General features: G+C 41.5%; 23 protein-coding genes. All 23 read right to left on the bottom strand.

Annotation, left to right across the window (positions count from 1 at the left end):
* Positions 1 to 19: 19 nt before the first annotated feature.
* Genes MHB83_RS12905 through fliJ form a run of 23 tightly spaced genes read right to left on the bottom strand, consistent with a single transcriptional unit; the run spans position 20 to position 19,272 of the window.
* On the bottom strand, positions 20 to 520 hold the full coding sequence (locus MHB83_RS12905) for a chemotaxis protein CheD (protein WP_003212153.1): 501 nt from the start codon (positions 518 to 520) through the stop codon (positions 20 to 22).
* Entirely contained in the window at positions 520 to 1,146 is a 627-nt protein-coding gene (locus MHB83_RS12900) for a chemotaxis protein CheC (protein WP_003211405.1), read from the bottom strand. Before MHB83_RS12900 ends, MHB83_RS12905 begins: the two co-directional genes overlap by 1 nt.
* 12 nt (positions 1,147 to 1,158) lie before the next feature.
* A complete protein-coding gene (locus MHB83_RS12895; RefSeq protein ID WP_003211606.1) occupies positions 1,159 to 1,620 on the bottom strand; it encodes a chemotaxis protein CheW in 462 nt (153 codons plus the stop codon).
* Positions 1,621 to 1,644: 24 nt separating this feature from the next.
* A complete protein-coding gene (locus tag MHB83_RS12890; RefSeq protein ID WP_268458643.1) occupies positions 1,645 to 3,675 on the bottom strand; it encodes a chemotaxis protein CheA in 2,031 nt (676 codons plus the stop codon).
* 5 nt (positions 3,676 to 3,680) lie between these two features.
* Entirely contained in the window at positions 3,681 to 4,754 is a 1,074-nt protein-coding gene (locus MHB83_RS12885; protein ID WP_342496376.1) for a chemotaxis response regulator protein-glutamate methylesterase, read from the bottom strand.
* On the bottom strand, positions 4,751 to 5,656 hold the full coding sequence (locus tag MHB83_RS12880) for a MinD/ParA family protein (RefSeq protein ID WP_342496375.1): 906 nt from the start codon (positions 5,654 to 5,656) through the stop codon (positions 4,751 to 4,753). Before MHB83_RS12880 ends, MHB83_RS12885 begins: the two co-directional genes overlap by 4 nt.
* Positions 5,653 to 6,768 (bottom strand): flagellar biosynthesis protein FlhF, encoded by a 1,116-nt coding sequence (gene flhF / locus MHB83_RS12875; protein ID WP_050945042.1) that lies wholly within the window; start codon positions 6,766 to 6,768, stop codon positions 5,653 to 5,655. The genes MHB83_RS12880 and flhF overlap by 4 nt, the downstream gene beginning before the upstream one ends.
* Positions 6,768 to 8,801 (bottom strand): flagellar biosynthesis protein FlhA, encoded by a 2,034-nt coding sequence (flhA, locus tag MHB83_RS12870; RefSeq protein WP_003212241.1) that lies wholly within the window; start codon positions 8,799 to 8,801, stop codon positions 6,768 to 6,770. The genes flhF and flhA overlap by 1 nt, the downstream gene beginning before the upstream one ends.
* 29 nt (positions 8,802 to 8,830) lie before the next feature.
* A complete protein-coding gene (flhB, locus tag MHB83_RS12865) occupies positions 8,831 to 9,919 on the bottom strand; it encodes a flagellar biosynthesis protein FlhB (protein WP_003211738.1) in 1,089 nt (362 codons plus the stop codon).
* Positions 9,916 to 10,695 (bottom strand): flagellar biosynthetic protein FliR, encoded by a 780-nt coding sequence (fliR, locus tag MHB83_RS12860; protein WP_251191268.1) that lies wholly within the window; start codon positions 10,693 to 10,695, stop codon positions 9,916 to 9,918. The genes flhB and fliR overlap by 4 nt, the downstream gene beginning before the upstream one ends.
* 6 nt (positions 10,696 to 10,701) lie before the next feature.
* Positions 10,702 to 10,971, bottom strand: a complete 270-nt coding sequence (fliQ, locus tag MHB83_RS12855) for a flagellar biosynthesis protein FliQ (protein ID WP_003211206.1) — start codon at positions 10,969 to 10,971, stop codon at positions 10,702 to 10,704.
* Between the two features lie 16 nt (positions 10,972 to 10,987).
* A complete protein-coding gene (gene fliP / locus MHB83_RS12850; protein ID WP_003211147.1) occupies positions 10,988 to 11,653 on the bottom strand; it encodes a flagellar type III secretion system pore protein FliP in 666 nt (221 codons plus the stop codon).
* The gene (gene fliZ / locus MHB83_RS12845) at positions 11,646 to 12,305 is read right to left on the bottom strand and encodes a flagella biosynthesis regulatory protein FliZ (protein WP_034619906.1); all 660 of its coding nucleotides are present in this window, start codon (positions 12,303 to 12,305) and stop codon (positions 11,646 to 11,648) included. Before fliZ ends, fliP begins: the two co-directional genes overlap by 8 nt.
* Before the next feature lie 18 nt (positions 12,306 to 12,323).
* Positions 12,324 to 12,686: a response regulator gene (locus tag MHB83_RS12840; RefSeq protein ID WP_003212360.1), complete on the bottom strand. Its 363-nt coding sequence runs from the start codon at positions 12,684 to 12,686 to the stop codon at positions 12,324 to 12,326.
* Between the two features lie 27 nt (positions 12,687 to 12,713).
* The gene (gene fliY, locus MHB83_RS12835; protein ID WP_212045859.1) at positions 12,714 to 13,838 is read right to left on the bottom strand and encodes a flagellar motor switch phosphatase FliY; all 1,125 of its coding nucleotides are present in this window, start codon (positions 13,836 to 13,838) and stop codon (positions 12,714 to 12,716) included.
* Positions 13,828 to 14,826, bottom strand: a complete 999-nt coding sequence (gene fliM, locus MHB83_RS12830) for a flagellar motor switch protein FliM (RefSeq protein WP_003212239.1) — start codon at positions 14,824 to 14,826, stop codon at positions 13,828 to 13,830. The genes fliY and fliM overlap by 11 nt, the downstream gene beginning before the upstream one ends.
* Before the next feature lie 32 nt (positions 14,827 to 14,858).
* The gene (fliL, locus tag MHB83_RS12825; RefSeq protein WP_050945046.1) at positions 14,859 to 15,287 is read right to left on the bottom strand and encodes a flagellar basal body-associated protein FliL; all 429 of its coding nucleotides are present in this window, start codon (positions 15,285 to 15,287) and stop codon (positions 14,859 to 14,861) included.
* Positions 15,284 to 15,499 carry a flagellar FlbD family protein gene (locus MHB83_RS12820; protein ID WP_034620035.1) on the bottom strand — a complete coding sequence of 72 codons (216 nt, stop codon included), beginning with the start codon at positions 15,497 to 15,499 and terminating at the stop codon, positions 15,284 to 15,286. Before MHB83_RS12820 ends, fliL begins: the two co-directional genes overlap by 4 nt.
* A gap of 37 nt (positions 15,500 to 15,536) precedes the next feature.
* A complete protein-coding gene (gene flgG / locus MHB83_RS12815; RefSeq protein WP_017359086.1) occupies positions 15,537 to 16,328 on the bottom strand; it encodes a flagellar basal body rod protein FlgG in 792 nt (263 codons plus the stop codon).
* Positions 16,329 to 16,345: 17 nt separating this feature from the next.
* Positions 16,346 to 16,792: a flagellar hook assembly protein FlgD gene (gene flgD / locus MHB83_RS12810; protein WP_050945047.1), complete on the bottom strand. Its 447-nt coding sequence runs from the start codon at positions 16,790 to 16,792 to the stop codon at positions 16,346 to 16,348.
* Positions 16,792 to 18,117, bottom strand: a complete 1,326-nt coding sequence (locus MHB83_RS12805; protein WP_309216697.1) for a flagellar hook-length control protein FliK — start codon at positions 18,115 to 18,117, stop codon at positions 16,792 to 16,794. Before MHB83_RS12805 ends, flgD begins: the two co-directional genes overlap by 1 nt.
* The gene (locus tag MHB83_RS12800) at positions 18,118 to 18,816 is read right to left on the bottom strand and encodes a MotE family protein (protein ID WP_050945049.1); all 699 of its coding nucleotides are present in this window, start codon (positions 18,814 to 18,816) and stop codon (positions 18,118 to 18,120) included.
* Between the two features lie 12 nt (positions 18,817 to 18,828).
* Positions 18,829 to 19,272 (bottom strand): flagellar export protein FliJ, encoded by a 444-nt coding sequence (fliJ, locus tag MHB83_RS12795; RefSeq protein ID WP_034620036.1) that lies wholly within the window; start codon positions 19,270 to 19,272, stop codon positions 18,829 to 18,831.
* Between the last annotated feature and the right edge of the window lie 4 nt (positions 19,273 to 19,276).

Raw genomic sequence — 19,276 nt, 5'->3', positions numbered from 1 at the left:
TCCCCCTATACTTCCTTAGTTATATCTTCATAATGCCTTGCTTCACAGTGCGGATCTCAAGCTCTGTCGTAAGCGGATCAAATTCAATCGTACGGCCATTGTTCCCGCCCGTATCCTCACTAATGATCGGGATGCGATAAAGAGACAGATGTTCTTTAACAGCTGATACGTTTCTAGGTCCAATTCTCATCAGATCATTGGTTGACTTAAACTTAAACATTTCTGCGCCACCAGCAAGTTTTGCCTTTAGCGCATGTTTGCGCGCTCCTTCTTTAAGGAGCAGATCAATTGTATGCTTGACACCTGTATCTGCATATTTAGCCAAGTTCTCCACTGCCCCTTTTGCAAGGGATGAGTCTGGAAGCATGACATGGACAAGACCTGCCAGTTTTTTTTCTTGATCAAACAGAACAAGCCCTACACAAGAACCAAGTCCGGATGTCCGAATGCGGTCCGGTGTTTTCACAAGCTGAACATCCGCTATACCAACCTTTACAACTGCCGGAATCTGAACGTTCATTAAAGGTTACCTAATGCTTTGAATAGTTTTTCAAACGATTCAAAGTCTGGTAATAGAAACATATTCCCTTTCAGCTCTTGCTTATTTTGATCATCAAAAATTGATGTATCAATCACAATTGCCTGATCACCTAGAGGACTGAATTGCATTAACCCTTCGCTAATGACAGCCCCGAACATATCGAGCGTAACATCTGGAACACTTGGGTGAAGCTGCAATTTTGTTAAATCGGCAAGGGCTGATAAATAAGAGCCTGCTAAAATATTTCCCAGCTCGTGTAGTGCTGACGTCCCCATCACATGCTCGTGAATGGTATCAATATCAAATGCTGGATCTCGTACAAGCTCTCTTACAAATTGCTCAGCTTGCTCAAAGGGCATAATGAAAAAGATAGAGCCAGATAAATCTCCTTCCATTCGCAGGAAAATGCTTGCAACTGGGAGGTCTGCACCGCCAAAGAAATCCATTAATTCTTCAAACGAGAGAACCTTGACAAACGGAACAGCCATATCTATTTTGCGATCCAAAAGGCTGGCAAGAGCAGACGCGGCGTGGCCTGCTCCAATATTCCCTACCTCTCTTAATACATCCAGCTGTTCATCTTTTATTTCATTGAAAATGCTCATTTCACATCCTCCTTAATGAACAGGTGCATCTTGAACGCTCTTGTCGAGGACAGCACCAGGGTGAATGATATTAAATAGACGCTGATCATGCTTAATGATACCTGTTACCCATGATTGTCCTTCTTTTTCAGCTGACTCAGGAGAAGATTCTACTTCTTCTTGATGGACTGTAATGACATCATTCGCTTCATCAACAATCCAGCCGACTTCAATGTCACCAACTTGTACAATAATCATTCTTGTTTCATCTGTAATTTCGTTGTCACTTGATCCAAGTCTCACTCTAAGATCGATGACAGGCGTCACGACACCGCGCAGATTAATAACACCGCATATATAAGGGGCAACGCCAGGGACTCTTGTCGGCTGCTGCCATTTTTCAATGGACTTTACTTCTGATACTGAAATGGCGTATTCTTTTTTGTTTACGATAAACACAATCATCTTTTCGCCAGTTTTGATATCTGTACTCATTTCAGACCGCTCCTCTATTGTTTTTTACTTGATCAGTGCATTACAGTCAACGATGAGTGCAACTTGACCGTCGCCTAGGATTGTTGCGCCTGAGATCGCAAACACGTTTGGCAGGTAATCTCCTAGTGATTTCAATACAACCTCTTGCTGACCAATAAATGAATCGACCACAAATGCTGTCAGCTTATCTCCTTTACGAACAACGATGATGTGCAGTTCTTCCTCTAATTCATTCGCATTTGGTACGTGGAATTGTTTCTTCAAGTACACGACCGGTACGATAAATCCGCGGAAATCAATTACTTCGCGATCATGCGTTTGAAGGATGTCGCTTTTCTTAATGACAGCCGTTTCAATAATAGAAGAAATCGGAATCGCAAATGTTTCCTCTTCCAGTTTTACAAGAAGTACAGAAATAATCGATAATGTAAGCGGAAGCTGGATCGAGAATAGTGAGCCCTGTCCTTCTGTTGAGTTGATGCTTACAGATCCGCCTAGTGATTCCAGCTTGTTTTTCACGACGTCAAGACCTACACCGCGGCCTGAGATGTCAGATATCTCATCAGCTGTAGAGAATCCTGCTGCAAAGATCAATGAATCAATTTGATGATCTTCAATGGTTTCCGCTTCTCTTTCTGTAATAACCCCGCGCTCTAATGCTTTTTCAAGCACTTTCTTACGGTTAATTCCGCCGCCATCATCTTCTACTTCAATGAAGACGTGGTTTCCGCTATGATACGCCTTTAATAGAACGGTTCCTTTTTCTGGCTTGCCTTTTTTCACACGTTCTTCTGGCGATTCAATTCCGTGATCTAGACTGTTTCTAAGTAAGTGTAGGAGCGGATCTCCAATCTCGTCGATGACTGTTCGATCAAGCTCAGTATCAGCACCTTCAATGATCAGTTCAATTTTTTTATTGAGCTCTTTCGTCAATTGACGGATCATACGTGGGAACCTGTTAAACACCGTTTCTACAGGAACCATTCTCATGTTCAGGATGATCGATTGCAGATCGCCTGAAATACGTGTCATTCTTTCGACCGTATCAGTGAGTTCGTTATTTTCAAGCTCTTTGGCAATCTGTTCTAAACGGCCTCTGTCAATCACCAGTTCTTCAAATAGATTCATAAGAGAGTCTAGACGATCGATGTTGACACGAATCGTTTTTGTTCCTCCTGCAGCTGAACCGTTATTGCCATTTGCTTTTGGTGCATCGTTTGCTGGTGCTTTCGCAGCAGGCACGGAGACTTCTTCTTTTTTCTGTTCAGGTTTTGCTTCTTGTTTTTCAGCTGGAGTCGCTTCTTCAAATGCAGAAACTTCCGAGATCTCAACTTGTTCAACTTCTGAGATCGTCATCACGATTTTTTTCACTTCGTCCATCGGTTGTTTAGATAAATAAGAAATACTGAATTCAGATTCGAAATCTTCTGATTCTAAAAGTTCTGCATTTGGAACTGTTTTGACGACCTCGCCTGCTTCGTTCAGTCTTTCAAAGATCATATAGACACGAACGGCTTTTAATAGGCATGCGTCACTTAATGTTACATTGAGTTCATAGCATTTAAAGCCTTGTTCCCTCGCTTCATCAAGCACTGTTCGTTCAAATTCGTTATAGTCTAAGTCATTAGCAGCAGCCGCTGATACAGCCGCTGTTTCAACACTAGGAGCTGCCTCAGCATGGCTTCCTGTCACATCTAGCTTTTTACTAATCTCTGTGACATCGCGTTTCCCATCTCCGCCTTCTGCAATTGATTGAACCATTGCTTCAAGGTGATCAAGTGCTTCAAACATTGTGTCCATTGACTGAGGTGTGACAATCATTTGTTCATTTCGAATGGCATCAAACATGTTTTCTAAATGATGTGTTAGCTGAGCCATATCAGCGTAGCCCATCGTTGCACTCATGCCTTTCAATGTGTGAGCCGCTCTGAATATATCATTCACTAGCTGCAAGTCGGTTGGGTTCTTTTCTAAATCAAGAAGTTTTTCATTACAAGTTTGTAAGTGTTCTCTGCTTTCATCTAAAAAGATATCTAAGTATTGGTTTACATCCAACGTGTTCACGCCCTCTCTTTTTTCATGGAGCTTATAATTGCATGTGCGATGTCATCCACATGCCTTGTTTCATGTGCAAGGCCTGCTTTAATGACTGATTTAGGCATTCCGAAAACAACACATGATTCTTCTTTTTCTGCAATGACTTTAGTATGACCGCTTGCGACCATTTTTTTGACACCTTCTGTGCCGTCACTACCCATGCCTGTCATAATGACAGCAATTTTCTCGTAACCCTTTATATGACTGATAGATTCAAATAAATAGTTAACAGAAGGTTTGTGCCGGCTTTCCGTGTCCTCTGGAGAAAGCCTGATGACTAAGGATGCCCCTTGTTCATGAAGTGACATATTCATTCCACCAGGCGCTATGTAAGCCACTCCATTTTTAGCGATGTCTCCATCTTGTGCTTCTTTAATCGAAATTTGAGATAAATGGTCTAACCTAGTAGCAAGTGATGCTGTAAATCCTGCCGGCATATGCTGCACAATCAAAATAGGTGCTTCTATGTCCTTAGGCAGCTTCGTGACAACTCGTTGAAGTGCCCTTGGCCCTCCCGTTGATGTTCCGATTGAAATAATCTTTCGGAGTGAGCCACTTTTTACGGCTTGCGGGCGAGGTGTAACCACTGGAATTGGCGGCTTCATCACCGGCTTTGGAGAAACCTGTACTTCAGTGCGTTTCCTTGACAGCCCTGCCGCAAGCACCCGCTCTACAATTTGGCCTCTTACTTTGTGTAAATCGAGCGAAATACTTCCTGAAGGCTTTGTCACAAAGTCAAAAGCACCAAGTTCTAAGCAATGGATGGTTAAATCTTTCCCTTGCTTTGTCTGGCTTGACACCATAATCACGGCAAGGTCGTGTTCAGCCAGAATTTGTTTTAATGCTTCTGTTCCATTTAAAACAGGCATTTCCACATCTAATGTGACGACATCTGGATTCAGTTCCTTGATCCGTTTTAAGGCATCTTCCCCATTTCGCGCCGTTCCGACGACTTCTATTTCTTGCTCGGCACTTAGGAAATCACTAATGAGCTTTCGCATAAAGGCCGAGTCATCTACTACAAGCACTCTAATCATGAGTCCACCTTCCTCCTTTTAAAAAAAGAGGACAACTTATCTATAAACGTATGCTGCTCTCTCTGTGCCTCTCTTATCTGCTGTTGATAAAGTGTTTCTGCCAGCATCTTGATCGTTTTACTCAGCCGTGAATGAGGCTGCTTCATATAAAATGGAATTTGTTCAGCCACCGCTTTTGGAACCGCAGGATCATCAGGCACAGCACCAGCAAATACTAGTTTTCTGTGTAAAAATGATGTGACCACTCCTGCTAATTTCCGGTAGGTTTCTGACCCTTCTGACGAGGTTTTACACCGGTTGACAATGATTTGCACAGGTTGTTCGAACTGATGAATCGCTAAGTGTTTAATTGCGCTGTAGGCATCCATGATTGATGTTGGTTCTGGCGTTGTCACAACCACAACTTCTCCTGCTGATAAAACAAAAGGCAGTTGATCTTTAGACAAGCCAGCCCCCATATCAAAGAAGATACAATCAAAGTCGTGCATCATTCTTTCCATTTCCTCTAGAAAGAACGACCATTGATCTTTATCTAAAGAAAACAGCTGTTCAAGTCCGCTGCCACCAGAAATGTAATAAAGGTTGTTCGTGCCTTGGGTCATAGCTGCTTGGAAGGATTTCTTCCTGACAAGAACATCTAATATAGAGCTAGTCGATGTTTTTCCTAGTAAAATATCAATATTCCCCATACCAAAATCAAGGTCGATGACTAACACTCGCTTCCCTGCATTTGCGATAGACAGTGCCATATTCAGCGTCAAATTCGATTTTCCAACCCCACCTTTACCGCTCATGACAGCAATGGTTTTTGCCTGTCCGCTTATACCAAGAGGAGCTGGTGCGATCGTTTGATTCTGCTGAACGAGCTTTCTTAAACCTTCTGCTTGGTCGGGCTTCATCATTGTAAGACCATCCTTGTTAATTCAAGAGGAGAGCCCTCAAGAATATCCTCAGGAACATTTTGACCATTTGTTAAAAAGCCAAGTCCAATTTGAGAGTCTGCAATGATTTGAAAGATGGTTCCCATCGTGTCTGTTTCATCTACCTTTGTAAAAATGAATTGATCGATTGGAACGTGTTCAAAGCGTTTAACCATGGCTTTCATGTCCTGATACTTCGAGGTCGCACTCATCACTAGAAAACTTTGAATGCTTTCATTAAATGGAATGATGTCTGTCAGCTCTTTGATATACGCTTCTTCTTTAAAGTTACGACCCGCTGTGTCTACGAAAATATGATCATACTCTTTAAACGTCTCTTGAGCTTTTACAAAATCCTCTCTCGAATAACAAACCTCAAGCGGTGCATTGAGCAGTTCCGCATATGTTTTCAGTTGTTCGATCGCTGCAATTCGGTACGTATCTGTTGTAATAAAAGCGATTTTCTTTTGCTTCTGAATGGCCGTTTTGGCAGCGAGCTTTGCAATCGTTGTTGTTTTACCAGCTCCAGTTGAACCAAACAGCACAATGTATTTTGAACGAATCATCGGCTCATCAGAGGTGTGAGCCGGCAGCATATCTGTCAGCTGTTGTTCAAGTTCTTTTTGAATTTGATCTTCCTTGACAGCACCCTTCGTTAAAAGACCTTTGAGGCATTCGTCTCGAATGACATCATCAAGACCTTGATCCTTCAGTTTTTGATCGATTGCCATGAGAGGATCAGGCAGAATACCAGCAAGCCGCTCATTCCTCGCATATTCTAAAGGCTGAGCTTGAGAAGGTACTGGTTTCACTGCCTCAGGAGCAAGAGACGGCTCTTCAGGCCGGTGTTGAATCTGCTCCTTTTTCGGAAATACTGGAAGAGAAGGTGCAGGGTGTCCACCTTTACCCGCTCTTTCTTCAAAATCTTGATCCAGCACTGCAATCACTTCAACCATTTGCTGTTTCTTTAAACCGAATAGCTTTCGTTTCACAACAGTTTTGGAATTTAAAATGACGGCATCCTTCCCAAGCTGCTGCCTAATTTGAATCGTTGCCTCCTGCATTGAATTCGCTGTGATTTTTTTCATTTTCATTAGATATCCACCACTCCGATGCTCTGTACTTCCACATTTGCTTCTAGTTCGTTATAAGATAGTACCGGTAAATCCGGGAAATATCTTTCTAACAGCTGCTTGACGTACATTCTTATAGGAGGTGAGCACAATAGAACCGGCGTTTCCTGACGAAGCGAAAGCTGTTCAATTTCTCTCGCCACTGATTGAATCACACTTTCAGAGGATTCTGGATCTAACGATAAGTAGTTGCCATGCTCTGTCTGCTGTACGCTGTCAGCAATCACCTTTTCCACTCGGCCTGAGCATGTCACGACTTTGAGCGATTCATTTTCTCTCGCATATTGTGCAGTAATCTGTCTTGCCAGCGCCTGTCTGACATACTCTGTTAACAAATCTGTATCCGTCGTTAATTTTCCGTAGTCTGCAAGCGTCTCAAAAATGGTGACAAGATTTCGAATAGAAACCTTTTCTTTCAGCAGTTTTGCCAACACTTTTTGAATATCACCAACTGCTAGTGGGTTTGGCGTCACCTCATCCACTAAGACAGGATAACTTTCTTTTAGATGATCGATTAATTGCTTCGTTTCTTGGCGCCCGAGCAGTTCGTGTGTGTTTTGTCTAATTTTCTCTGTGATGTGAGTAGACACAACCGATGCAGGATCTACAACCGTATAGCCAAGCATCTCAGCCTGATCTTTTTCTGCTTCTGAGATCCATTTAGCCGGAAGACCAAAGGATGGCTCAATTGTTTCAATCCCTTCAATCGGATCATCATCAGGCGTTGGAGACATCGCTAAGTAATGATCAAGCAGCAGCTCTCCTTTTGCTACTTCGTTCCCTTTAATTTTCAACCGGTATTCATTTGGGTTCAGTGCAATATTGTCCCGGATCCGTACGACTGGAATGACAAGACCAAGTTCGAGGGCAAGCTGCCTTCGGATCATCACAATTCGGTCTAACAGGTCACCGCCCTGATTTGCATCAGCGAGCGGGATGAGGCCGTAGCCAAATTCAAATTCAATGGCATCCATTTGCAGGAGATGAATAACGCTTTCTGGACTTTTCATCTCTTCTACCTCTGCCTGTTCCTCCAGTACCTCTTCAATTTCTTCTTGGTCTTGTTTGTTTTTCGACATCATGTATGCGCCAAGTGCAATTAAACCTGCGATCGGTCCTGTCAAAAGTATGCCGATTGGTGTAAACAGCCCAAGAAGGAAGATCGTGCCTGCTGTGACATAAAGCATAGCTGGGAATGCAAAGAGCTGACCTGTAATGTCTGATCCAAGGTTTCCGTTAGAAGCTGCTCTCGTAACAACAATCCCTGTCGCCGTTGAAATGAGGAGTGCCGGAATTTGAGAAACAATTCCGTCCCCTACTGTTAACAGGGTAAAGTGGGAAGCTGATTCTTGAATCGACATGCCTTGCTGAAGCATCCCAATAATAATTCCAAATATAATATTGATGATAACGATGATAATACCAGCGATGGCGTCCCCTTTAACGAACTTACTGGCACCGTCCATCGCTCCATAAAAGTCTGCTTCCCTCGCTACTTTTTCACGGCGGTTTCTTGCTTCACTTTCTGTCAGCATCCCTGCATTTAAATCAGCGTCAATACTCATTTGTTTACCTGGCATCGCATCAAGTGTAAATCTTGCCGCAACCTCTGATACACGCTCAGCCCCTTTAGTAATAACAATAAACTGAATGATGATCAGAATAAGGAAAACAACGAGACCAACGATGATATTTCCTCCAACAACAAATGAACCAAACGTTTCTACAACCTTTCCAGCATCTCCTGTTGAAAGAATAGAACGTGTTGTAGAGATGTTAAGCCCTAAACGAAACAGTGTTAAGAGCAAAAGCAATGATGGAAAAATTGAAAATTCCAGTGGTTCTTGCATGTTCATAGTGGTGAGAAGCACGATAAGCGCAAGAGAAATATTAATAATGATTAAAATACTTAATAGCATTGGCGGAAACGGTATGACCAGCATCGCCACAATTAAAATAACACTGAATATAACAGATAAATCTCTTGCTGACATGCCTGTTCTCTCCTTTTAAAACCAAAAATTCATAAAATCTTTTGTTTCGTTTTATAGACGTAAGCTAAAATTTCTGCGATCGCCTTAAAGTATTCCTCTGGGACCGCTTGGTCGATGTCGACCTGATCATATAGTGCCCGAGCGAGCGGCCGGTTTTCTACGGTCATGATATCGTGCTCTTTCGCAATCGTTCTAATTTTCAAAGCTAAAATATCTGTTCCCTTTGCCACAACAAAGGGCGCGTCCATCTTTTCTTCGTCATATTTCAAAGCAATTGCATAGTGGGTTGGGTTTGTAATGATGACGTCCGCTTTTGGGACTTCCTGCATCATCCGTCTCATGGCCATTTCCCGCTGGCGCTGTTTAATCTTAGATTTTATGAGCGGGTCACCCTCTGATTTTTTATACTCATCTTTGATGTCTTGTTTGGACATCCGTAAGTTTTTTTCATAATCAAATTTCTGATACATATAATCAAGCCCTGCTAAGATCATGAGAGCACCTGCTGCATATAGCCCCATAATCAAGGTCATATTTGCGACGAAATGAAGGGTTTCCTCTGCTGTTAATAAAGGAAGCCTCAGGATTTCGTCAAAGTGCATCCAAAGTGCAATAAATGTCGCAAAACCAATTAAACCAATTTTCAAAATGGATTTTAATAGCTCTACGAGGGCTCGAATACTGTATATCCGTTTAAACCCTTTGATTGGATCGAGTTTTTCTAATTTTGGTTTGATTACTTCTGTCGAAAAGAGAAAACCAACTTGCAAATAGTTACTGATGATCCCTGCCAGCATACCAACACCAAGGATTGGCATGAGGAGGATTCCTGTTTCCTGAAGCAATTGCACAAATAGTTGATGAATATTAGATGTGCTAACCTTCATTAGCATCGTTGTTGAATAAAAACGTTCAATGAGCGCAATAATACGCTCTTTCATAAAAGGCCCAATAAAAAAGAATGATAAAAAGATTAATAGAAATGAGATGGCTGTATTGACGTCGGTACTTTTGGCAACCTGACCTTTTTTACGTGAATCTTGTCTCTTTTTCGGCGTTGCTTTTTCTGTTTTTTCACCTGCGAAAAATTGCAAGTCTAGTCTAAGTCTTGTCATCATGACGAACCACCGACCAATGCTAAGAAATTCCTCATGGTGAGTACAATCGTATCAAATGTATTTTGGACAACCCCGAAGATGACGCCCATACAGATGATGATCATAATAAAACTCACACCCATTTTAATAGGAAGTCCGACAACAAAAACGTTCATCTGCGGAACTGTTCGTGCCACAATGCCCAGTGCCAAATCGACCAAAAACAAGCTGGCAACGACCGGTGCTGAGATTTGAAAGGCAATGATGAACATTTGGTTGAAGCTCTTTGCAATAAAATAAGCAAAGGATTCACTGCCGAAATTCAGTGCGTACTGATCAACTGCAATATATTGAAAGCTGTAATAGATTCCATCAAGCAGCAGGTGGTGTGCATTGGTTGCCAGCATCAATAGCAATGTGACCGTATAAAAAAACTGCCCCATCAGCGGCGTTTGCGCCCCTGTTTGCGGATCAATCACATTGGCGATCGCAAAGCCCATTTGAAAATCAATAAATGAGCCGGCAATTTGAACAGCGGACACCATGATATATGCAATCAAACCAAGCAGAAGTCCGACCGTTGCTTCTTTCACCGCAAGCATCATATAAAGACCGTCTATGTCGAGTGCTGGCGGTTCCTTAATCGTGCTAAAACTAATCACGGCTAAAAACAGAGAGAATCCAACTCTGTGTACAGCTGGGATCGTTCTATGCGCTAAAAGCGGTACTGTCACAAAAAAAGCGGTGATCCGAATAAAAACTAATAGAAAAGCAGGGAATAATTCTATGATTGACATCGCTCGTTAACCTGCAAATCGATCTAAATTCGAGAACAGCTCTGTCGTAAAGGACACAATGGTTGACAGCATCCATGGACCAAACACAACAAGCCCGATAAGAACTGCAACAATTTTAGGAATGAACGCAAGCGTCTGTTCTTGAATTTGGGTTGTCGCCTGAAACACACTGACAATCAGTCCCACAATAAGAGCGAGCGCTAGAAGCGGCCCACTGACAAGCAATACCACATACACTGATCTTTCAGCCATCGTAATGACAAATTCTGAACTCATGTTTTAAGCACCTACTCTAAAAGCTTTGCAGCAAAGATTTAACAATCAAATACCATCCATCGACTAAAACAAATAACAATATTTTAAAAGGGAGCGATATCATAACCGGCGGAAGCATCATCATCCCCATTGACATCAGAACACTTGCGACCACCATGTCAATAATTAAAAAGGGAATAAAGATCATGAAACCAATTTGAAATGCCGTCTTTAATTCTGAAATCGCAAAAGCGGGTACCATCGCCGTTAACGGAATATCTTTTATCGATTCAGGTGTATCGATTTTTGCGTAACTAAGAAATAAAGCCAAATCCTTCTGTCTCGTATGTTTACTCATAAATTCTTTAATGGGCACTTCGGCTTTTTCATATGCCTGATTGAGCGTAATGTCATCATTTAAAAGCGGCGTGAGTGCCTCTTTATTAATCTCTGAGAACGTAGGTGCCATGATAAAAAATGTGAGAAACAATGCAAGCCCTACAAGCACTTGGTTTGGCGGCATTGAGTTGGTTGCAAGTGACGTTCTAACGAATGAAAGTACAATCACAATTCGTGTAAAACACGTCATTAAAATGAGAATGCCTGGTGCAACCGAAAATACGGTTAAAAGTAAAAGAAGACGGACAGACGTGCTAATATTCCCTGCACCGCTGGAATTAAATAAATCGATAAACTCATTCATTTTGTTTCGGGCCTTTCTTTCTGACTTCTGATTGGGTCTTTTTCAATTCGGCTAGCTGCGCCTTCAAATTGGCTGAAAAAGAAGAAGTGGTTGGCTGATCCTGTTTCTTTATCTGAGATGTGAATTTTTGAACGATTTTTGGTAAATCAGTTTTGCTTTCCATCGCTTCTTCATATTGTTTCACGATCGCTTCACATTCTTGTTCATCATCAATTTCTTTTAGCAGCTGGATTGAGTCCGCTACTCCGACAACTAATACTCGTTTACCCACTTTGATAAGCTGGACTGAACGGTTTTGGCCAACCGTCGTTCCGCCAATATTTTCAACATAGCGAAATGGTTTAAGTAAGCGGTTTTGCTTACCAACAAATCTCACCAATCCATATATGAGCAGGATGACAAAAAGTAAGGCACCAATCATTTTGACAAAATCCATAATGGAGACAGAAGAAGAGGGAACTTCTTCTGCCGGATTCGTTTGATTGTCAGTGGTTGTCTTTTCTGTATCCTTTTTGCTGCCTTTCTCTTCTTTGAGCCAGTCATTCACTGTGCCATTTTCAGGATCTTTCGTTTCAGCAAACAGTGAAGCAGGCTGTATCGTTAAGAAAAGCATAAAACTGATCATTGCTATACATATCAAACGTTTTTTCAACAAGTCTTACACCCTTTTTTAGCCTAACGTTTTATTAATTGCTTCAAGTACACGGTCTGCCTGGAACGGCTTCACGATAAAGTCTTTTGCGCCTGCTTGGATCGCGTCAATAACCATTGACTGCTGCCCCATTGCAGAACACATGATGATTTTTGCAGAAGCATCGATTTGTTTAATTTCTTTTAATGCTGTGATCCCGTCCATTTCTGGCATTGTGATATCCATTGTGACAAGATCAGGAGATGTTTCTTTAAATTTTTCAACTGCTTGAGCGCCGTTTTCTGCTTCTCCTACTACATCAAATCCGTTTTTTACAAGAATATCCTTTATCATCATTCTCATGAATGCTGCATCATCTACGATTAATACCTTAGTAGCCATTTACTTATTCTCTCCCTGTATGTTTGTTTATTTTAAATTAGAAAGTCTTTCTGACTGACTTAAAATATCAGTCACACGAACACCAAAGTTCTCATCAATGACAACGACTTCCCCTTTGGCGACGATTCGTTTGTTCACTAGAATGTCTACTGGCTCACCAGCAAGTTTGTCCAGTTCAATGATACTTCCTGCTGAAAGCTCAAGGACTTCTTTGACACTTCGCTGAGTTCTTCCAAGTTCCACCGTAATGGAAAGCGGAATGTCCATCAGCATATCAAGATTTCCAAGCTGGCTTGTTGTATGCTGAGGCTCACTGAACGCTTCAAATTCAACTGGTGCCACATTTACAGGTGCTGCCGCCTTTGGCTTCGCCTGTCTTTTCGGCGGAGCAGCTTGCTGCGCTGGTGCAGACTGCGTTTGAGGTGCTGCCTGCTGAGGTTCGGGTGTGCTCACTTGCGTGTCTTGAACCGGCTCTTCCTCCTGCGCTGGGTCTGTTAATTCTGCGATTAAATCTTTCGCAAATGTAATAGGATAAAGCTGCATAATATTTGAATCAATGAGCTCTCCTATTTTTAATCTGAAGGACACTTTGACAAGCATTTCTTCAGCTGGGATCCGGTCTGTTCCTTCTCCTTCTTTCACATCAAGTAATTCGACGCGAGGCGGAGAAATATCAATCTTTTTATTAAAGACCGTCGACATGGATGTCGCAGCAGAACCCATCATTTGGTTCATCGCTTCTTGCACTGCACTTAAGTGAATCTCGCTTAAAGAAGGGTCAGCATTTGTCCCGTCTCCGCCCATCATTAAGTCCGCAATGACTGCTGCATCTGTTTGCTGGACGACAAGCAGGTTACTTGCGCTGAAGCCTTCCGTATAATTCACTTCAATCGCGACATACGGATGAGGAAATTCCTCATTCAGCATACTTTTTTGAATCACTGTCACAGTTGGAGTGGTAATCTCCACTTTTTGATTTAATAGGGTTGAAAGTGCTGTAGCGGAACTGCCGAATGAAATATTTCCGATTTCTCCAATGGCATCTTGCTCCATTGCAGAAAGGATTGTTTCAGGCTCTATATCGTCATTGCTGCCTCCTTTAAGGAGCGCATCGATTTCGTCTTGTGATAATTTACTTCCGTTATTCTCCATCTTCTTCACCTCTTATGTCGTGATCTAGAATTTGAATCGCCTGTTTCCGATTCACGCGGCCGGCCTGTCCCAAGAATTTCGGTTTATTTCCGACCATAACAGTAAGAGGCGCATTTACTGGTTTGTCCAAGGCAATACAATCACCAATTTCCAAATTCAAAAACTCTTCCACCGTCATTTCCGATTCCCCTAGCTCTGCGACTACCGGTATCTTTGCCGTCATAATCCGTTTTTCAATAGCCTTTGTTTCTTGTTGTTTTGGTTCATTTCGTTCAGACTGCATCCAGTAGTGTACAGACAGCTTTGGAATAATAGGCTCTAATACAACATGAGGAATACATAGGTTAATAACCCCGCTTACCTCACCAATTTGTGTATTAAGAGAAATGACGACAACTGTTTCGTTTGGTGACACCATTTGAACAAACTGGGGATTTACCTCGAAATCTGCCATTTCAGGCTCGATGTCGGTTATGGACTGCCACGCTTCTCTGTAATTTTCCAAAGCTCCCTCAAACATGTTTGAGATAATCTTTGTTTCGATTTCTGTAAGTGATTCTGTCTTATTATGACTAATGCCTATCCCGCCCATCAGCCTGTCCATCATGGCATAGCCGATTGTTGGGTTCACTTCAAGCATAATTCTTCCTTCAAGCGGGCTGACATAAAATAAGTTTAATAATGTCATATTAGGAATCGAACGAATAAATTCTTCGTATGGTACTTGGTCAACCGAGCTGACAGTAATTTGAATATATGATCTTAGCTGAGCTGAAAAGTGTGTGGTGAGCAGTCTAGCGAAGTTATCGTGAATCCTTGTTAAACTTCGAATCTGGTCTTTCGAAAAGCGAAGTGCACGTTTAAAATCATACACCTTTACTTTTTTCGTCGTTTCTTCTTTTTTCAGCTCTTCTGCATCCATTTCGCCTGTAGATATGGCGGATAATAATGCATCGATCTCATTCTGGGAAAGCACTTCTCCTGACATTTCTTCACCTCCATCGTGTCAATTAATCGCCTCTATTGCAGATTAAAGGAGGTTATATATACTTCTTTCACCTTGCCATCTTGCAAATAGTTATTCACTTTGTTTTTAACTAGTGCTTTAAAATGTTCTCTGCCTTTTTTGCCATCAAGTTCATCTGCATTTGTGTCTGATAAAATGTCAATTACGGCGTCTTTCACTTGAAAACTTCTTTTCTCGAGCTCTTCTTTTGCTTTTTCAGAGTCTGTTTCAATATTCAATACAAGTTTGACCGCATTTCCTTCAGACTTTAAATTGGTGATAATCTCAGGAATTTCAACAGAAGCTTTTACGACTTCATCTGCTGTTGGCTCTTTTTCAGCTTTTGCTTCTTCTGAACCATTCAACAGAAAAATGATGCCTGCTCCTATTCCGCCGATGGCAATAATCATGATTAGCATTACTACGACTAATTTCTTCTTCATTCAAATTCCTCTATTCCTTGATTCAATGAAATGACTTGGATTTTTCTGTAGAAAGAAATGATTTTCTCTTGAAGCTGCTCTTCATTTTCTTTCACAACGAATTTCTTTCCATTGGCTAATGTAATGGTCGTGTCTGGAAAGCTTTCGATTTGCTCGATATGGAGAGCGTTCAGCATAAATCCTTTGCCATTCAATCTTGTCACTTCGATCATATTAAGCAGAGAAGCGATCATCCGCTCCCCCTACCTCCTATCGTTTCAGATTCACAAGCTCTTGCAGGATTTCATCAGATGTTGTGATCGTCTTTGCATTCGATTGGAATCCACGCTGCGCGATAATCATTTCGGTAAACTCGTCTGTTAAATCAACGTTTGACATTTCAAGTTTCCCTGTTTGGACGACGCCCGTTCCTTGTTCACCTGGTACGATTGGATTACTTGGAGCACCTGAGCTTAACGTTTGGCGGTAAAGGTTGTCACCAACTTTGTCTAGCCCTCCTGCGTTACGGAAAGATACGAGTGATATTTGACCAACGGTTCTTGATACATTGTTTTCAACAACCGAAATCGTTCCATCTGGACCAACACTTACACTTGAAACACCGTCTGGAATCGTTATCTTTTGTCCATTCATTCCAAGTAGATAATTTCCATCAGGGGTGACTAAGCTTCCCTCTGAATCAGTGTCGAAATTTCCTGTTCTTGTATAAAGAACTTCTCCTTGAACTTCAATACGGAAAAACCCATCTCCATTGATATAGAAGTCGTAAGGTTCATTTGTATTTTGAGAAGATCCCGCTGACATAATTTTATCGATTGAAGATAAAGATGACCCTAAACCAATTTGCTTTGAGTTGATTGAACCAGAGTTGTTCGTTGGCCCACCAGAACTTCCAATGGTTTGGCTGACCATATCTTTAAAAGTGATACGGCTTTTTTTGTATCCGTGTGTGTTGACGTTGGCTACGTTGTTGGCTACAACATCTAATTTTGATTGGAAGTTTTTCATTCCACTAATTCCTGAGTAAAGTGAGCGTAACATTTATTTTCCTCCTCGAATTACTTCGTTTTTTCTCCAACTGCTGTAACATCCCAAGGGCTGATTTTCGTTCCATCTTCTAAATATAGGAAGTATTCATTGTTTATGTTTTTAACAGATTTCACAGTGCCTGATATCTCTTTATCATCCAATTTGCCCGATACTTCTTTACCGATCCACCCTACATACGTCGTAAACGGATCTTGGTGTGCAACAAATGTAGACATGAGCTGATTCAGCTTGGTGATAGAATCGTTCATATTGGTTTGCTGTTCTAAAGATGAAAATGTTGCAAGCTGTGTGACAAACTCACGGTCATCTAGTGGGTTTGTCGGATCTTGGTTTTGAAGCTGTGTGAGCAAAATTTTCAAGAATTGATCTTTGCCAAGCGTATCTGTTTTCTTTTCTGCTTTTGAAGAAGTGTCTGTTTGTGCGGCTATTCTATTTGTAGCATCAACTGTTGCCATTAGATCTCCTCCTCTTCTTCATCTGACCCAACAAGAGCATCCAGTACATCTTGGAATTCTGCTTCCTGTTCATCAGTCTGCTGGGAATTCTGTCCTTTTGACTGCTGCTGCTTGTTTTCTTCGTTAAATTGTTGTCCAAATAACGGCTGCTCATTTGATTGAAGCGGTATATGGAAACGGTCCACTTGAACCGACATATTCGGAAGCGCCTGCTTGAGCTGCGGAAGGTGATGCTCTAGCAGTTCTTTTGCTGCCTGTGTCGAAGCTGTAATTTTACTCGCATACATACCATTTTGCTTCGTCAGCTGAATCGTGATAAATCCGAGATTTTCTGGATTTAACCGAACTGTAAAGCGCCCACTTGAGTTGCCAAATGGCGTGAATTTCATTTGCTTCCACGTATTTAGAATTTGCTGATCAACCGTTCCCGGCTTTTCATCAGTTGTTTGTGTCTGCTGAACAGGAGCTGCTGATTGCAGTTGAAAAAACTGCTTATGACCTGGCAACAGCGTATGAGTGATTGTTTTTTCAGAAGCAGGTGCAGCAGTGCTTTGTCCTTTGACAACTTCCTTTTTGATGAGCCATTCAAGAGAGTTAGCCCCTTTTGCAGGAGTAGCAAGAGTAGATTCTTGTCTTGGAGAGACCAATTCTTTTAACTCTCCTAAAGCAATCTTCAACTCTTTGTCTGACCCTTTTGCATTTGCCATCATATGGTCGATTAACTGATTAAAGTGTTTCAGCTCACTTTGAGACATCGAATTCAGCTTTGGTGCTGAACCCTGCGAGAAAAACTGCTCTTTTACTTGCTGAATCAGTTTCTCATCTACTCCATTTTTTGAAAGAAAGTGAATGAAGTCTTGACCCTTTGCTTCAATATCTTGCACTAGCTTTGCATCAAAGCTGAGCGGCTGTTGATTGAGTAGTTGATATATGAAAAAGTGGACTTGTATGAGCTGCTCACTATGTTCAGAAGCTGACTTATCCGTTTGATCACCGTAAATGGATGATTCCATTTTTTGAAATAGCTCTTCTAGTGACTTGAGATCAGACGAATCAAGCGTTTGACCTTGAAGTGTTTGAAGCGCGCTAAGAAGGTCTCCGTTGATGCCTTCTTCAGGCGATTGCATCCATTTTTCAATGATTTGCATCGCATCATTGATGGAAAGAGTGGCACCCGCTGTCTCAGCATTCACAAGGCCGCTTTGTGCGCCTGCCCCGCTAAGTAATTGTTTAAACAACCCGCTTGCAGATGCCGCGCCGCTCCCCTTTGGTCCCGAGAGACCTTGAGACGATTGCTGTAAGGCTCCAATATCCAATAGCTTCACTTATTGTCCACCCCCATTTTCACTTTCTTTTTTAGAAAGCTCTTTCGTAAACGTAGCTGCCTTCTGAGGTGTTAGTTTTGCTAATATGTCTGTTAGTTTATTTTTGCTCAGCTCTTCAAGAATCTTCAATGCCTCTTTATCACTTAATTCTGATAAAATTTTGGCAGATTTCCCTGCGTCCATGCTTTCATAGATACTGGCAATCTTCCCTTTCGGTTTCTGGTTAGAGGCTGCTGCCCCATCAGAAGTTGTCCCTGATGCATTATTACCTGATGTATCGCTTGATGAGCTGCTATTTGATGAACTGTCATCCGCTGACTTATCATTCGCATCATTTTCAGATGTTTTTTCAAGTGAACTGATTTTTTGATTCAGTCTTTTAATCTCTTCATCACTTGTTTTTAAGTCTTTTTGTGCAATTTCAAGTTCATTCTTTTGCTCTTTAATGGTCTTTTTCAGTTCCTTCAATTCTGCATCGCTTTGATTATTATGTGAAGATGACGTTTTTGAGGTGTCATCTGAACCAACCAAACTACTGACGCCCGGAATGTTTTGGAGCGGTTTCTTTAGATCAAAACCTGCCATATAAAGGATTGTGCCAGTCACTAACACAAGCACAATCAATGGGATGATGACAATAAACAAGATCCATTGAAATTTACCGCCGCTTGATTCTTTCGTTTTTTCCTTCTTAGGCATTCATCTCGACTCCTAATGTCCTTGAAACATGAATTGGCTGATAGAGATATCATCCATTTCTTTCATTTCAATGGCCTTATGTTCAAGGGAAAACTTTTCATACTGCTTTTCTTTCATTTTTTCAAACTTTTTAAACTCGATGTTTTTTTCAGTTAAATCAGATTGTTTTTCATTCATTTGATGGCGTTTCATGATCACAAGCTGCTGATAATGCTGAATGGTGTTATCTAAATTGGTCACAAATTGCTGATAATGACGCATTTCTTGAACACTCATACCACTTCTCAGCTTTTCTTCTTTGCTTTTTTCCATTAATTCTTTTTTACTCATATTTTCATAGAGCTTTTCAGCGACTTGCTCAAATGCCGAAACGGATTGTTGGTACGCTGCGAGTGACTTGTCTTTTTCACTTTCTTTCAGTTCTAAGAGCTTTTGAAATTTGTATTGATATCTCACTGTT

Source organism: Bacillus sp. FSL K6-3149, from assembly GCF_038630515.1.
GTDB lineage: Bacteria > Bacillota > Bacilli > Bacillales > Bacillaceae > Bacillus > Bacillus pumilus.
The sequence above is the reverse complement of the archived record's forward strand: the minus strand, read 5'-3'. Positions and strand labels throughout refer to the sequence as shown.